The organism is Pseudomonas sp. GW821-FHT02B10 (assembly GCF_059421865.1).
Window position 1 is genome coordinate 23812 of record NZ_JBWKVU010000004.1, and the last position, 13193, is coordinate 37004.

General features: G+C 63.7%; 15 protein-coding genes. 5 read left to right on the forward strand and 10 right to left on the reverse strand.

Annotated elements, in window-relative coordinates; translation table 11 throughout:
• Positions 1-16: 16 nt before the first annotated feature.
• The 5 genes from AC07VU_RS10585 to trhP form a co-directional block, all read right to left on the reverse strand.
• Positions 17-1129, reverse strand: coding sequence for a succinylglutamate desuccinylase/aspartoacylase family protein (locus tag AC07VU_RS10585; RefSeq protein WP_053261907.1), 1113 nt, complete (start codon positions 1127-1129; stop codon positions 17-19).
• Positions 1130-1138: 9 nt separating this feature from the next.
• The gene (locus tag AC07VU_RS10590) at positions 1139-1837 is read right to left on the reverse strand and encodes an ABC transporter permease (protein WP_007927258.1); all 699 of its coding nucleotides are present in this window, start codon (positions 1835-1837) and stop codon (positions 1139-1141) included.
• A gap of 12 nt (positions 1838-1849) precedes the next feature.
• Positions 1850-2539, reverse strand: coding sequence for an ABC transporter permease (locus AC07VU_RS10595; protein WP_053261906.1), 690 nt, complete (start codon positions 2537-2539; stop codon positions 1850-1852).
• A gap of 84 nt (positions 2540-2623) precedes the next feature.
• Positions 2624-3400 (reverse strand): ABC transporter substrate-binding protein, encoded by a 777-nt coding sequence (locus tag AC07VU_RS10600; protein ID WP_007927242.1) that lies wholly within the window; start codon positions 3398-3400, stop codon positions 2624-2626.
• Positions 3401-3710: 310 nt separating this feature from the next.
• Complete coding sequence (gene trhP, locus AC07VU_RS10605; RefSeq protein ID WP_274304072.1) at positions 3711-5048, reverse strand: prephenate-dependent tRNA uridine(34) hydroxylase TrhP; 1338 nt, start codon at positions 5046-5048, stop codon at positions 3711-3713.
• A gap of 167 nt (positions 5049-5215) precedes the next feature.
• On the opposite strand from trhP, the gene AC07VU_RS10610 reads away from it, so the two are divergent.
• On the forward strand, positions 5216-6283 hold the full coding sequence (locus AC07VU_RS10610) for an AI-2E family transporter (protein ID WP_495029838.1): 1068 nt from the start codon (positions 5216-5218) through the stop codon (positions 6281-6283).
• Here AC07VU_RS10610 and AC07VU_RS10615 read toward each other — a convergent pair.
• From AC07VU_RS10615 to AC07VU_RS10625, 3 genes are all read right to left on the reverse strand, one after another.
• The gene (locus tag AC07VU_RS10615) at positions 6280-6462 is read right to left on the reverse strand and encodes a hypothetical protein (RefSeq protein WP_007927236.1); all 183 of its coding nucleotides are present in this window, start codon (positions 6460-6462) and stop codon (positions 6280-6282) included. The genes AC07VU_RS10610 and AC07VU_RS10615 overlap by 4 nt on opposite strands.
• A 109-nt stretch (positions 6463-6571) precedes the next feature.
• The gene (locus tag AC07VU_RS10620; protein WP_007927235.1) at positions 6572-6766 is read right to left on the reverse strand and encodes a hypothetical protein; all 195 of its coding nucleotides are present in this window, start codon (positions 6764-6766) and stop codon (positions 6572-6574) included.
• Positions 6767-7008: 242 nt separating this feature from the next.
• Positions 7009-7365, reverse strand: coding sequence for a hypothetical protein (locus tag AC07VU_RS10625; RefSeq protein WP_007927233.1), 357 nt, complete (start codon positions 7363-7365; stop codon positions 7009-7011).
• 252 nt (positions 7366-7617) lie between these two features.
• On the opposite strand from AC07VU_RS10625, the gene AC07VU_RS10630 reads away from it, so the two are divergent.
• Together AC07VU_RS10630 and AC07VU_RS10635 are read left to right on the forward strand one after the other, a co-directional pair.
• A complete protein-coding gene (locus tag AC07VU_RS10630; RefSeq protein ID WP_495029839.1) occupies positions 7618-8436 on the forward strand; it encodes a shikimate 5-dehydrogenase in 819 nt (272 codons plus the stop codon).
• A gap of 107 nt (positions 8437-8543) precedes the next feature.
• Positions 8544-9053 (forward strand): cupin domain-containing protein, encoded by a 510-nt coding sequence (locus tag AC07VU_RS10635; protein ID WP_495029840.1) that lies wholly within the window; start codon positions 8544-8546, stop codon positions 9051-9053.
• An 87-nt stretch (positions 9054-9140) separates the two neighbouring features.
• Here AC07VU_RS10635 and AC07VU_RS10640 read toward each other — a convergent pair whose 3' ends face one another.
• Entirely contained in the window at positions 9141-9791 is a 651-nt protein-coding gene (locus AC07VU_RS10640) for a YceH family protein (protein WP_097138935.1), read from the reverse strand.
• 137 nt (positions 9792-9928) lie between these two features.
• On the opposite strand from AC07VU_RS10640, the gene AC07VU_RS10645 reads away from it, so the two are divergent.
• The gene (locus AC07VU_RS10645; protein ID WP_053261899.1) at positions 9929-10438 is read left to right on the forward strand and encodes a DUF1993 domain-containing protein; all 510 of its coding nucleotides are present in this window, start codon (positions 9929-9931) and stop codon (positions 10436-10438) included.
• Between the two features lie 83 nt (positions 10439-10521).
• Here AC07VU_RS10645 and sstT read toward each other — a convergent pair whose 3' ends face one another.
• Positions 10522-11754 carry a serine/threonine transporter SstT gene (gene sstT / locus AC07VU_RS10650; protein ID WP_274304069.1) on the reverse strand — a complete coding sequence of 411 codons (1233 nt, stop codon included), beginning with the start codon at positions 11752-11754 and terminating at the stop codon, positions 10522-10524.
• 283 nt (positions 11755-12037) lie between these two features.
• On the opposite strand from sstT, the gene AC07VU_RS10655 reads away from it, so the two are divergent.
• Complete coding sequence (locus AC07VU_RS10655; protein WP_007927226.1) at positions 12038-13192, forward strand: MFS transporter; 1155 nt, start codon at positions 12038-12040, stop codon at positions 13190-13192.
• Position 13193 lies beyond the last annotated feature (1 nt).

A 13193-nucleotide genomic window follows, 5' to 3' on the forward strand; every position in this document is an offset into this window, starting at 1 on the left:
TTGCGATTCTCTGGAGTCAGTCGCTGAGCAGGCGACCCTGGCGGATGGGGGTATTGCCGGCCACCTTGGCCAGCCACAGACCGGGTTGGGCAAAACGCAGGCGCTCGCGGGCATAAAGGATGCCGTTGGTCTCGGCGCGCACCAGGCTGTGGTGATCGGTCAGCGGGTCGATGACCTCGAACAGCGGGTCGCCGACCTTGACCCGGGCCCCCAGGGGTTGCAGAAAACTCACCACCCCCGGGTGCGGCGCATAGGCGTACTGCGCGCCGGCGAAGGGCGTCGCTTCGCAGAGGCACGGTGGCGGTGTCGGCCAGCCGCCGCTGATCAGGCCCTGGTCGGCGAGGTAGCCGAGAATGGCCTGGGCGCTGTCGGCGCAGGGCGCGCGCTCGGTGTCGGCCATGCCGCGCAACTCGATGGTGGTGGCCACGCACGCCAGCGGAATATCGGCCGCCGGAAAGCGCTCGGCCAGCTGTAGCCAGGGGATCGCGCAGGCTTCATCGAAGGCGCTGCCGCCCGCGGCCTCGGCCAGCAGGGCGACCCCTGCGTACAGGCGCGCGGCCAGAGAGCGCAGGTGTGGCCAGTTCTGCGGCATGGCGTACAGCAGCATCACCGACTCGAAGTCGCAGTGCAGGTCCAGCACCACGTCGGCATCGCAGGCATGTTGCAACAACAGGCGGCGCAGGCCGTCGAGTTCCGAGTCTGGCGCCGGCATGTCCGCCAGGGCATCGAGCAGGGCGCGGCGGATCAGCGCGATGTTGGCGCTGGCGTCGTCGCCCAGCCGGCCTTCCAGCAGCGGCGTCACGGCCTCGGTCAGCTCCGGGAAATCGCGATTGAAGTTCTTGCCGCTGCCGAACTCGAAGCGGCCTTGGTGGGTGGCCTGGAACATCTGGGCGATGCCGATCGGGTTGGCCATCGGCACCAGCTCTATCACCCCCGTCAGGCGGCCTTGTTCTTCCAGTTCGAGCAGGCGCCGCTTGAGTTCGACGGCCACCCGCATGCCCGGCAGCTCGTCGGCGTGCAGGGACGCCTGGATGTAGGCCTTGCGCGGCCCGCTGCCGAAACGAAACAGCGTCAGCTGGCGTTCGGTACCCGAAGCGCTCCAGGGCAAGCGGTATTGAATGTGTTCCATGACAGCTCCTCAGTGCTTGCGCGGTGCCAGGTACGCCAGCCAGCGGCGCTCGGCGAGCTTGAACAGGCGGACCAGGATGAAAGTCAGGACCAGGTAGATGAGCCCGGCGGTGATGAACGCCTCGAACGGCAGGTAGAAGCGCGAACTGACGGTGCGCGCGGCGCCGGTGATATCGACGAGGGTGACGATGGAGGCCAGGCTGGTGGTTTGCAGCATCATCAGCACTTCGTTGCTGTACTGCGGCAGCGCCCGGCGCAAGGCCGAGGGCAGGAGAATGCGCCGGTACAGGGTCAGGCGCGACATGCCCATGGCCCTGGCGGCCTCGATCTCGCCGTGGGCCGTGGCCTTCAGGCTGCCGGCCAGCAGTTCGGCGCTATAGGCGCCGGTGTTGAGCGCGAAGGCCAGGCAGGCACAGAAGGTGGCGCTGGAGAGGTAAGGCCAGAGCAGGCTCTGGCGTACCGCTTCGAACTGGGCCAGGCCGTAGTAGATCAGGAACAGCTGCACCAGCATCGGCGTGCCGCGGATCACGTAGGTGTAGAGCCACGCCGGGAAGTTGATCAGCGGCGAGCGGGACACCCGCATCAGCGCCAATGGAACCGCCAGCAACAGGCCGCAGGCCAGGGAAATCAGCAGCACTTTGAGGGTCACCAGTACGCCACCGAAATACAGCGGCAGGTTCTCCCAGATCAGGTGGTAGTCGAGAATCATGGGGGCTCCCAATCACAGTTCGGCGGCTTTGAGGCCGACCGAGTAGTGTTTTTCCAGATAACGCAGCACCAGCAACGACAGGCTGGTCAGCAGCAGGTAAAGCGCCGCCACGGCGAGAAAGAAGGTGAAGGGTTCGTGGGTGGCGTCCGCCGCGTTCTTGGCCTTGAACATCATGTCTTGCAGGCCGATCACCGAAATCAGCGCGGTGGACTTGGTCAGTACCAGCCAGTTGTTGGTGAAGCCGGGAATGGCGAAGCGAATCATTTGCGGCACCAGAATCCGCCAGAACACTTGGGCGCCACTCATGCCATAAGCCGCGCCAGCCTCGGCCTGGCCCTTGGGGATCGCCATGAAGGCGCCGCGAAACGTCTCCGAGAGATAGGCGCCAAAAATGAAGCCCATGGTGCAGACGCCGGCGATAAACGGGTTGATGTCGAAATAGCGGGTGTAACCGAGCGCCAGGGCAAGGCGGTTCACCAGATCCTGGCCGCCGTAGAAGATCAGCAGGATCAACACCAGATCGGGAATCCCGCGAATCAGGGTCGTATACCCTTCGCCCAGCATCGCCAGCCATTTCAGCGGCGACAGGCGAAAGGCCGCGCCGACCAGGCCCAGGGCAATGGCCAGGGTCATGGAGGTCAGCGCCAGGTTGATGGTCAGCCAGGCGCCATCGAGAATGCTCGATCCGTAGCCGTGGAGCATGATGAAGTTCCTCAAGCGAGCGCCGCGAGGCGCAAGGCGGGCGCGGCACCGGCAACGGGCCGGCGCCAGGGCCCTGGGTCAGGCTTATTCGCCGTAGATATCGAACGCGAAGTAACGGGCCATTACCTGCTGGTACTTGCCGTTGGCGCGGATGGCGTCGATGGCCGCATTGAGGCGCGCGGCATTGGCGCTATCGCCCTTGCGCACGGCGATCCCGGCGCCCCTGCCGAAATAGTTCGGGTCGCTGATGTCCGGCCCGACCAGGGCGAAACCCTTGCCTGCCGCGGTCTTGATAAAGCTCTCGTCGGTGTTGACGATGTCGGCGAGGGTGGCGTCCAGGCGGCCCGAGGCGAGGTCGAGGAAGGCTTCGTTCTGCGAGGCATAGCGAACCACCTCGATCCCGGCGTTGGCCAGTTGCTCGGTGGCGAAACGGTCGTAGGTCGAGGAGCGTTGCACGCCGACTTTCTTGCCCTTGAGGTCCTGCACCGGGTCGTTGATCACGTTGCCGGCCTTCATCGCGAACTTGCCCGGCGTGTGGTAGTACTTTTTGCTGAAGTCGACCGACTTCATTCGGTCCTCGGTGATCGACATCGACGACAGCACGGCATCGATCTTGCGCACCTTGAGCGACGGGATCATGCCGTCGAATTCCTGGATGACCCACTCGCATTTCACCTTCATCTCTGCGCACAAGGCGTTGCCGATGTCGTAGTCGAAACCACTGACGTTGCCCTCTGGCGTCTTGAAGGAAAAGGGCGGGTAGGCGGCTTCGATGCCGATACGCAGGCGGTCTTCGTCGGCGTGGGCCAGGAAGCTTGCGGCGCACAGCGCCAGAGCACCTAGAAGTTCTGTCTTGTTCATATTGTTGACTCCTTGGAGGGGCGTTGGGGTGGTACGGGTACAAGCCGTCCGGTCTGGCGTGCTTCGGTCCTGGTGATTTTGGCGTGGCTATAAATGACATGTATTATTTCAGAAATCAATATTGTGAAAATAATAATGTCAGAATGATCCGTGCGGATATCTGGCCGCACCGGTCGGCGCAGCCTGTTGGGATGGATTTGGGGGAGGGGCGTACGTGATGCAGGGGCAGGGTTATTGCGGTGTAGGAGCGAGCGGGCGGCGATCCGGCTTGCCCGCGATGGCGTCATCAGCGACGCCACCTCAATCAGGATTACACCGCGCTGTTCGGCGTCACGTCGCGCATCAGCAAGGCAAAGCGCAGATCCACGGCGTCCGGGATCGGCAGGTACACCGTATGTCCGTCCCCCGGTGCGACCTCGATCGGCTCGCCGCGCACGTTCTGCAACTGGTGCAGGTCGAAGTGGAAGTTGCCCTTGGGGGTCATCAGTTCCATATGGTCGCCCAGGGCAAAGCGGTTCTTCACCTTGACTTCCGCCAGCCGGTCGCGGCGTTCGCCGGTGAGTTCGCCGACGAACTGCTGGCGTTCCGACACCGAGCTGCCGTTCTGGTAGTTCTGGTACTCGTCGTGCACGTGGCGGCGCAGGAAACCTTCGGTGTAGCCACGCTGGGCCAGGGACTCCAGGTCGTTCATCAGGCTGCGGTCGAACTCGCGGCCGGCCACTGCGTCGTCGATGGCCCGGCGATAGACCTGGGTGGTGCGGGCGCAATAGAAGTGCGACTTGGTGCGGCCCTCGATCTTCAATGAGTGCACGCCCATGCGCGTCAGGCGCTCGACATGCTGCACCGCGCGCAGATCCTTGGCGTTCATGATGTAGGTGCCGTGCTCGTCCTCGAAGGCTGGCATCGCTTCGTCCGGGCGATTGGCCTCGCGCAGCAGGAACACCTGGTCGGTCGGCGCGCCCAAGCCCAGGGTCGGCTCGGGCTGGAACGGCTGGACGATCTCGCCGAGGGTATTCTGCGTAGCCTCCTGGGCCTGGTATTTCCAGCGGCAGGCATTGGTGCAGGTGCCCTGGTTGGCGTCGCGCTTGTTCATGTACCCCGATAGCAGGCAGCGCCCGGAATAGGCCATGCACAGCGCGCCGTGGACGAATACCTCGAGCTCCATGGCCGGCACTTGCTGGCGGATTTCCTCGATCTCTTCCAGGGACAGCTCGCGGGACAGGATGATCCGGCTCAGGCCCTGTTGCTGCCAGAACTCGACGCTGGCCCAGTTCACCGTATTGGCCTGCACCGACAGGTGGATCGGCATCTGCGGGAAGTGCCGGCGCACCAGCATGATCAGCCCCGGGTCGGACATGATCAGCGCGTCCGGGGCCATGGCGATCACCGGCTCCAGGTCCTTGAGGAAGGTCTTGAGCTTGGCGTTGTGCGGGGCGATGTTGACCACCACGTAGAAGCGCTTGCCCTGGGCCTGGGCTTCGCGAATGCCGAGGGCCAGGTTGGCGTGGTCGAATTCGTTGTTGCGTACCCGCAGGCTGTAGCGCGGCTGGCCGGCGTATACCGCGTCGGCGCCATAGGCGAAGGCGTAGCGCATGTTTTTCAGGGTGCCGGCGGGGGCGAGCAGTTCGGGACGGGTCAGGGGCGTCATGGCGATTGTCGATGGCAAAAGGTCGCGAGGGTAAGGCCTGGGCCGGTTGGCGGCATTGATCTGGGTCTATGCTCGACGAATAAAACAGGGCACTTGGCCGAACGCTGGCGGACTAACGCTGTAGGAGCGTTTTGCGGCGTCCTGGACCTTATTGACGGGGAGCGGACATGAACCAGCACCTCATGCAACACAAAAGCCTGTTGCTTCTGCTGACCCTGGTGACCGTCGCCTTCATCTGGCTTCTGCTGCCCTTTTACGGCCCGGTGTTCTGGGCGGTGATTCTCGGCATCCTGTTCAACCCGCTGCAACGGCGCCTGCAACTCAAGTTCGGTTGGCCACGCACCCTGACCGCCCTGTGCACCCTGAGCATCTGCCTGGTGATCGCCATTCTGCCGGTGATCGTCATCGGCACCTTGCTGGTGCAGGAGGGCGCCAACCTCTACCAGAACATCGAAAGCGGCAAGCTGGACATCGCCGGTCATCTGGACCAGCTCAAGCACAGCCTGCCGCCGTACTTCCAGCAACTGCTGGACCGCTTTGGCCTGGGTGAGCTGGAGAGCGTGCGCGAGAAGATCGTCAAGGGTGCGCTGCAAGGCAGTCAGTTCTTCGCCACCCAGGCATTCAGCGTCGGCCAGGGCACCTTCAAGTTCGTGGTGAGCTTTTTCGTGATGCTGTACCTGTTGTTCTTCTTTCTGCGCGATGGCCCCGAACTGGTACGCAAGGTGCGCATCGCGGTGCCGTTGGCCGAGCACCAGAAACGCCGGCTGCAGCTCAAGTTCAATCGGGTGGTGCGGGCCACGGTGAAGGGTAACGTGCTGGTGGCGATCAGCCAGGGGCTGCTGGGCGGGTTGATCTTCTGGTTTCTGGAGATTCCCAGCCCGCTGCTGTGGGCGGTGCTGATGGCCCTGCTGTCGTTGTTGCCGGCGGTGGGCGCGGCGATCGTCTGGGGCCCGGCGGCCCTGTACTTCCTGTTCAGCGGGGCGATCTGGCAAGGGGTGGTGCTGGGCTTGTACGGGGTGTTCGTGATCGGCCTGGTGGACAACGTGCTGCGCCCGATCCTGGTGGGCAAGGACACCAGGATGCCGGATTACCTGATTCTGATTTCAACCCTGGGGGGCCTGGCGATCTTCGGCCTGAACGGCTTTGTCATCGGGCCATTGATCGCCGCGCTGTTCATCTCCAGCTGGGGCCTGTTCGTCGATACCCGGCCGCGGCCACAGCTGCCGTTGCCTTAGGCATGCAGGACGCGCTGCTCGATCTTTTGCGACAAGGCCTGGGCGGCGGTCAGCGAAGTGAGCGGACCGCTGACCGGCTCGCCGTCGCGCACCAGGTACCAACACGCCAGCAACCCCAGCTCCCTGAGCGAGGTGGGAACGGCGCTACCGATAACGGACATGATCTGAACCTTGGGCATAAGTACCTCCATCAATCTGTGGAGTTACCTTACGGACCGGCAAGTGCTACGAAAAATCACCGCGCTCGATAGTGGACATCGATACCGGCGAAAAAAGCGCCAGCCCCGATCAGTCGACGACCTGATCGAGCATGTAGACCACTTCCGGGTCGTGCAGCAGGCCCTTGCGCACCAGGTGCTCGGCCAGCAAGGCCAGGAACTTGGCGCTGCGGTGGCCTTCCAGGTGCTTGAGTTCGGTCAGGGCGCTGTACACCTTGCTCGCGGTACCCAGGGTGGGGGAGTGATGGGGGTTCTGTGTCGGCATGGGAGTCGTCCTTGTTGTTATGGGGCTGTTTTGTGGACAGATCCGATCTTGCGGACCTGGCATGACATAAATATGACAGTCGTGGGCTCGCCTACACGGGCTGCCGTTGGGCAACACTATTGTCGGATTGAATCGCAAAAACTGTTCCAGCAACGACCTTTGCAAGATTTATTCAGACGTTTGGCAAAACGCAACAGGCCCCGCTGGCGAAGGCGGGGCCTGTAGGTGTGTGGTCGCCTGGCTTACCAGCGGCCGGGGCCATAGTAGTAATGGCGGGGTGGGCCGTAGTAGCCGCGAGGTGGGCCGTAGTACACCGGGGCCGGGCGGTAATAGACCGGCGGGCCTTCCACGTACACCGGCTGTGGCTGGTAGTAGACCGGTGGCGGCGCGGCATAGACCGGCTGCGGCTGGACGTAGACTGGCTGTTGCACGTAGACCGGGCGGCTGTGGCTGGCGATCACCGAACCCACTACCGCGGCGCCGACCACCGCACCGACTACCGCCGGGCCACCCCAACCACCGCCACCGTGGGCGGACGCTTGACCGGCGACAGCAAGTGCACCAATGAGCAAGGCTATCTTGGGGATTTTACGCATCATGGCTATTCCTCGGTTCCGACCCCGGCGTTCGGTCTGCAATAGACGCGAGGACTGTCGCGGGGATACTTCTAAGACCGCTTTTTTCTGAAAAACTGCACAGCCGCCGGGTAAATTTTGTGTAAGGTCTGTACCGGTTTATTGACCCTCGTCCGTGGGCGGCAGGCCCGTCTTTCAGGCACGTCGATATGATCGGGCAGAACCCGATGACTGGCTAATCCCGTCTATCCGAAAGTGCGTTCCAAGGAGATCAACATGCAGATGAACCCCAACAAAGACACCCAACTGTGTATGTCGCTGTCAGGGCGTCCGGGGAATTTCGGCTTGCGCTTTCACAATCACTTGTATGAACAGCTGGGCTTGAACTTCTACTACAAGGCCTTCAGCAGCCAGGACCTGCCAGGCGCCGTCGGCGGGATCCGCGCCCTGGGCATTCGCGGCTGTGGCGTGTCCATGCCGTTCAAGGAAGCCTGCATTGCCTTGGTGGACGAACTGGACGCCTCGGCCAGCGCCATCCAGTCGATCAACACCATCGTCAACACCAATGGCCACCTCAAGGCCTACAACACCGACTACATCGCCGTCGCCCAGTTGCTCGAACACCACCGGATTCCCAAGGACACCCGCTTTGCCCTGCGCGGCAGCGGCGGCATGGCCAAGGCGGTGGCCAGTGCCTTGCGCGATGGTGGCTACCGCGATGGCCTGATAGTTGCCCGCAATGCCCAAGCCGGGCAGGCCCTCGCCGAATCCCTGGGGTATGCCTGGCAGGCGGAGCTGGGCGAATTGCGCCCGCAGATGCTGATCAACGTCACCCCGATCGGCATGAGCGGCGGTCCCGAGGCCGATCAGTTGGCATTCCCGGTCGAGGTGATCGAGGCCGCGCGCACGGTGTTCGACGTGGTGGCGGTTCCGGCACAAACCCCGCTGATCCTGCGCGCCCGGGCCGAAGGCAAGCAAGTGATCACCGGCCTGGAAGTGATCGCCATCCAGGCCCTGGAGCAGTTCGTGCTGTACACCGGTGTGCGCCCCAGCGCCGAGCAGTTCCAGCAGGCGGTGGCTTTCGCACGGGCCTGATCGACGGCGGGAGCGGGGCAGGTCCGTGGGGCGCAAAGCCCTGCCTATACTGGTCGCCAGCAAGCTCAGACTTGCCCCTGTTCCTTGCCACCGTGATCGAGGTCTGTATGCCACCTGCCATTCTCAATCTGGATCAGGCGGACCTTCAGCCGCTGCCTGAAGCCCTGAGCCCCACCGGCGAGACCGCCGGCCGTTATGTCCAGTGCATCGCCCAGCAACTGGGCGCCCAGAAGCTCGGCTACCGACTGATTGCCCTGGGCCCGGGGATGCGTGCCAGCCCCTTCCATAACCATCGCGTCAATGAAGAGATGTTCTACATAGTCGCCGGCGAGGGCGAGATCCGCCTCGGCGCCGAGCGTTTTGCCATCCGCGCCGGCGATGTGATCGCCTGCCCGCCGGGCGATATGGACAGCGCGCACCAGATCATCAACACCAGCCAGGGCGAGTTGCGCTACCTGGCGGTCAGTACCCAGGAAGCGCCGGACATCTGCGAATACCCGGACTCCGGCAAATATGTGGTGATGAAGGACTTCAAGATCGACGATGAGGGCAACGCCTCGGGATTCGTCGCGGTGGCGCGGCATGCGGATGGGGTGGATTACTGGAACGGGGAGTAGCGGGAAGTCTTCTGAGGCTTTACCCCGACTGCGTCGGCGATCGCAGCCTGCGGCAGCGGCTATAAGGCGCTGCCGCAGGAGCGGGGATCAGCCTTCGAGTTTCGCCAGGCGTTCTTCGAGGGCGGCGATGCGCGCTTCCAGCTCTTCGATGCGCTCGGCGGACACGCCGCTGGCCGAGCCGCGTTCCACCGGGTTCTGCCGGGCGGCGAGGATCGCTTCGATATCCGCCGGGTCGCCCAGGGCATGCATGTAGCGATCTTCGCGCTGGCCGGCCTGGCGCGGAATCAGCAGCGCCAGGCCACGGGCGATCAGGCGTTCCAGTTGGTGCACCACCTGTTCGCTGTCTTCGAAGTCGTGCATGCGGCCGCTGCGGGTCAGCAGTTCGTTGACGGTCTGCGGGCCGCGCAAGAACAGCAGTCCGGCCAGGGCCACCTGTGCCGGTACCAGCTCCAGCGCCTTGTCCAGGCGATGCTCCCAGCGGTCGGCGCGGCTGCCCATCACCAGGCGGGCGAAGCCGCGGTTTTCCAGGGCGCGTAGGCTCTGGCCGACCTGGCCCTGGGTGAGGTTCATCACCGGTTCGCGGCTGGTTTTCTGGTTGCAGGCGATGACCAGGGCATTGAGGGTCAGCGGATAGGTTTCCGGGCTGGTCGCCTGCTTCTCGATCAGCGATCCGAGAATGCGCAGTTCGGTGCTGCTCAGTTGCAATTGCTCGCTCAAGGTTTCTTGCTCAATGCTCATCGCGCGTTCCCTATGCTGTCGAAGGCGACTAGCCTAATCCTTGCTGGATAAAAGACAAGCCGCCGGCGGCACCCAAGCAGGTCTATAATCGCGCCACCTTTGTTTGTGCTTTTTTCCGTCAGCCTGTCGAGATCACCATGACTATTTCCCTGTACGCCGCCTCCGTTCCTGTCTTCAAGCAAATGCTCAACGCCCTGAGCGATGTCCTGAACAAGGCCGAAGCCCACGCCACCGCCAAGAACATCGACCCGAATGCCTTCCTCCAGGCGCGCCTGTACCCGGACATGTTCCCGCTGATCCGCCAGGTGCAGATCGCCGTCGATTTCGCCAAGGGCGTTTCCGCTCGCCTGGCCGAAGTCGAGCTGCCGAAGTACGACGACAGCGAAACCACCTTCGCCGAGCTGCAGGCGTTGCTGGCCAAGGTCCTGGCCTTTATCGACGGCATCCAGCCAGCGCAGATCGATGGCAAGGAAGGCATCGAGATCGTCACCCGTCCGGGCACCCCGAAAGAGAAGCGCTTCAGTGGCCAGTCGTACTTGCTGACCTACGGCCTGCCGCAGTTCTTCTTCCACGTCACCACCACCTACGCGATCCTGCGCCACAACGGCGTGGAAATCGGCAAGCGCGACTACATGGGCGCTTTCTGATGTAGTTGGGGGCCAGGCCCATAAAAAAGCCCGGCAAGGTGCGAGCCTTGCCGGGCTTTTTAGTGCGCGCTATTCGTGCAGGATCAGGCGGTCTGGCGGACCTTCTCTTCCTGGGCCATGCACGCGGCGGCGGTGAAGAGCACGTCGGTGGAGGAGTTCAGCGCGGTTTCCGCCGAGTCCTGCAGCACGCCGATGATGAAGCCGACGGCGACCACCTGCATGGCGATTTCGCTGGGGATGCCGAACAGGCTGCAGGCCAGCGGAATCAACAGCAGCGAACCGCCGGCCACGCCGGAGGCGCCACAGGCACAGATGGCGGCGACCACGCTGAGCAGCACGGCGGTGGGCAGGTCGACGGCGATACCCAGGGTATGCACGGCCGCCAGGGTCAGCACGGTGATGGTGATGGCGGCGCCGGCCATGTTGATGGTGGCGCCCAGCGGGATCGACACCGAATAGGTGTCTTCATGCAGGCCCAGGCGCTTGCTCAGTTCCAGGTTGACCGGAATGTTGGCCGCCGAGCTGCGGGTGAAGAAGGCGGTGATGCCGCTTTCGCGCAGGCACATGAGCACCAGCGGGAACGGGTTGCGGCGGATCTTCCAGAACACGATCAGCGGGTTCATCACCAGCGCGACGAACAGCATGCAGCCGATCAGTACCGCCAACAGGTGCATATAACCGAGCAGGGCGCCGAAGCCCGAGGTGGCCAGGGTCGAGGCCACCAGGCCAAAGATGCCCAGGGGGGCGAAGCGGATCACCACTCGGACGATCAGGGTCACGCCGTTGGACAGGTCGTCCAGCACGGTGCGGGTGGTGACGCCGGCATGGCGGATGGCCACGCCCATGCCGATGGCCCAGGCCAGGATGCCGATGAAGTTGGCGTTCATCAGCGCGCTGACCGGGTTGTCCACCACGCTCAGCAGCAGGCTTTGCAGGACTTCGCTGATGCCGCCGGGGGCGGAGATGGCGACATCATGGGTGCTCAGCACCAGGGAGGAGGGGAACAGGCTGCTGGCGATCACCGCCACCACCGCCGCGGCGAAAGTGCCCAGCAGGTAGAGCCATAGGATCGGGCGGATATGGGTTTCCTGGCCGTGCTTGTGGTTGGCGATGGAGGCCATGACCAGCACGAATACCAGGATCGGCGCTACGGCTTTCAGTGCCGAGACAAAGACCTTGCCGATAAAGGCGGTGGACTTCGCCAGTTCGGGGGCCAGCAGCGCCAGGGCGATACCGGCGATCAGGCCGATGACGATCTGCGTGACCAGGCTGGTGCGTTTGAGTTTTTCCAGGAGCGACGGGGGCGAAGCAGTCATAGCGGTATCTCTGATTTTTTTAATATGCCGTGCGTCGACGTGGGACGCCGTGCTGATGAGTTGCTGAAGGTACGGGGTGTTGCGGCAGGGGGCGGACTTTATCACACGGGGTTCGCCCACGGATGTGACGATCTGCCACCTGAGCCTTCAGAGTAGCCTGCGGTTTTTTCGCCGCTACCCCAGACATGCGCGGACACATTCTGTTAGGATTCGCCATCCTCTTCTCATCTCCAGTCAGCGGGCCACCAGGCCATCGCTGATGTCGTCGTTTCCGGAGTTTTCCATGCTGTTGCCCATTCTGCTGTTGTCAGCCGCCGGTTTTACCGTGCTGACGACGGAGTTCATCATTGTCGGCCTGCTGCCTTCGATTGCCCGGGACCTAGCGGTCAGCGTGCCCCAGGCCGGCCTGCTGGTGACCTTGTTTGCCTTCACCGTGGCGGCGTTCGGGCCGTTCCTGACGGCCTACTTTGCCCGCTTCCAGCGCAAGCGCCTGTTCATTTCGGTGCTGGTGATGTTTGGCCTGGCCAACACCCTGGCGGCGCTGGCGCCGAATATCTGGGTGATGGCGGTGGCGCGGCTGATCCCGGCGCTGGGCTTGCCGGTGTTCTGGGCCCTGGCCAGCGAAACCGCGGTGGACATCGTCGGCCCTGACTACGCCGGACGGGCCATCGCCAAGATCGGCTTCGGCATCGTCTGCGCCACGGTGTTCGGCATTCCGGTGGGGACGCTGATTTCCGATGCCTTCGGCTGGCGCGCCGCATTCGGCATCCTGGCGCTGGTGGCCTTTGCCAAGGCGTTGCTGCTGTATGTCTACCTGCCGCAGACCCGCGTGCACAACGAGCAGGCCAGCCTGCGCTCGCAGTTCGGCATCCTGCGCAGCCCCTTGATGCAGGGGCATGTGCTGCTGTCGATCCTGGTGTTCAGCGGCATGTTCACCGCCTACACCTACCTGGCGGATATCCTCGAGCGCCTGGCCGGTTTCAACGGCACGCTGGTGGGTTGGTGCCTGATGGGTTTCGGCGCGGTGGGGCTGATCGGCAACTCGCTGGGCGGCCGCGCGGTGGACCGTCATCCGTTGCTGGCTTCCATGGGCTTCTGCGCCTTGATGATCGGCGGCATGGTGGCGCTGGTGCCGAGCATCCACTCGCCGCTGGGCCTGGCCGCGGCCATGGGCATCTGGGGCGTGACCCAGGCGGCGCTGTTTCTGGTCAGCCATGTCCGCCTGATCAAGGCTGCGCCTCAGGCGCCGGCGTTTGCCGCTTCGCTGAACATCGCCGGAGCCAACCTGGGAATCGGCCTCGGCGCCATGGTCGGCGGCCGGGTGATCGACACCCTGGGGCTGGGCAGCCTGGGGTTCGCTGCCGCCGGTTTTATCCTGGTGTCGATCCTGCTGGCCCTGCTGTTGATGACCCTCAAGCCACAGGCCAGCTGCGCCTGAC

Coding starts and splice junctions, on each gene's coding strand:
- AC07VU_RS10595 (WP_053261906.1), bottom strand. CDS start 2,539: ATGCTCCACGGCTACGGATCGAGCATTCTCGATGGCGCCTGGCTGACC.
- AC07VU_RS10630 (WP_495029839.1), top strand. CDS start 7,618: ATGCAGATGAACCCCAACAAAGACACCCAACTGTGTATGTCGCTGTCA.
- trhP (WP_274304072.1), bottom strand. CDS start 5,048: ATGACGCCCCTGACCCGTCCCGAACTGCTCGCCCCCGCCGGCACCCTG.
- AC07VU_RS10655 (WP_007927226.1), top strand. CDS start 12,038: ATGCTGTTGCCCATTCTGCTGTTGTCAGCCGCCGGTTTTACCGTGCTG.
- AC07VU_RS10600 (WP_007927242.1), bottom strand. CDS start 3,400: ATGAACAAGACAGAACTTCTAGGTGCTCTGGCGCTGTGCGCCGCAAGC.
- AC07VU_RS10640 (WP_097138935.1), bottom strand. CDS start 9,791: ATGAGCATTGAGCAAGAAACCTTGAGCGAGCAATTGCAACTGAGCAGC.
- AC07VU_RS10610 (WP_495029838.1), top strand. CDS start 5,216: ATGAACCAGCACCTCATGCAACACAAAAGCCTGTTGCTTCTGCTGACC.
- AC07VU_RS10625 (WP_007927233.1), bottom strand. CDS start 7,365: ATGATGCGTAAAATCCCCAAGATAGCCTTGCTCATTGGTGCACTTGCT.
- AC07VU_RS10585 (WP_053261907.1), bottom strand. CDS start 1,129: ATGGAACACATTCAATACCGCTTGCCCTGGAGCGCTTCGGGTACCGAA.
- AC07VU_RS10635 (WP_495029840.1), top strand. CDS start 8,544: ATGCCACCTGCCATTCTCAATCTGGATCAGGCGGACCTTCAGCCGCTG.
- AC07VU_RS10645 (WP_053261899.1), top strand. CDS start 9,929: ATGACTATTTCCCTGTACGCCGCCTCCGTTCCTGTCTTCAAGCAAATG.
- sstT (WP_274304069.1), bottom strand. CDS start 11,754: ATGACTGCTTCGCCCCCGTCGCTCCTGGAAAAACTCAAACGCACCAGC.
- AC07VU_RS10615 (WP_007927236.1), bottom strand. CDS start 6,462: ATGCCCAAGGTTCAGATCATGTCCGTTATCGGTAGCGCCGTTCCCACC.
- AC07VU_RS10620 (WP_007927235.1), bottom strand. CDS start 6,766: ATGCCGACACAGAACCCCCATCACTCCCCCACCCTGGGTACCGCGAGC.
- AC07VU_RS10590 (WP_007927258.1), bottom strand. CDS start 1,837: ATGATTCTCGACTACCACCTGATCTGGGAGAACCTGCCGCTGTATTTC.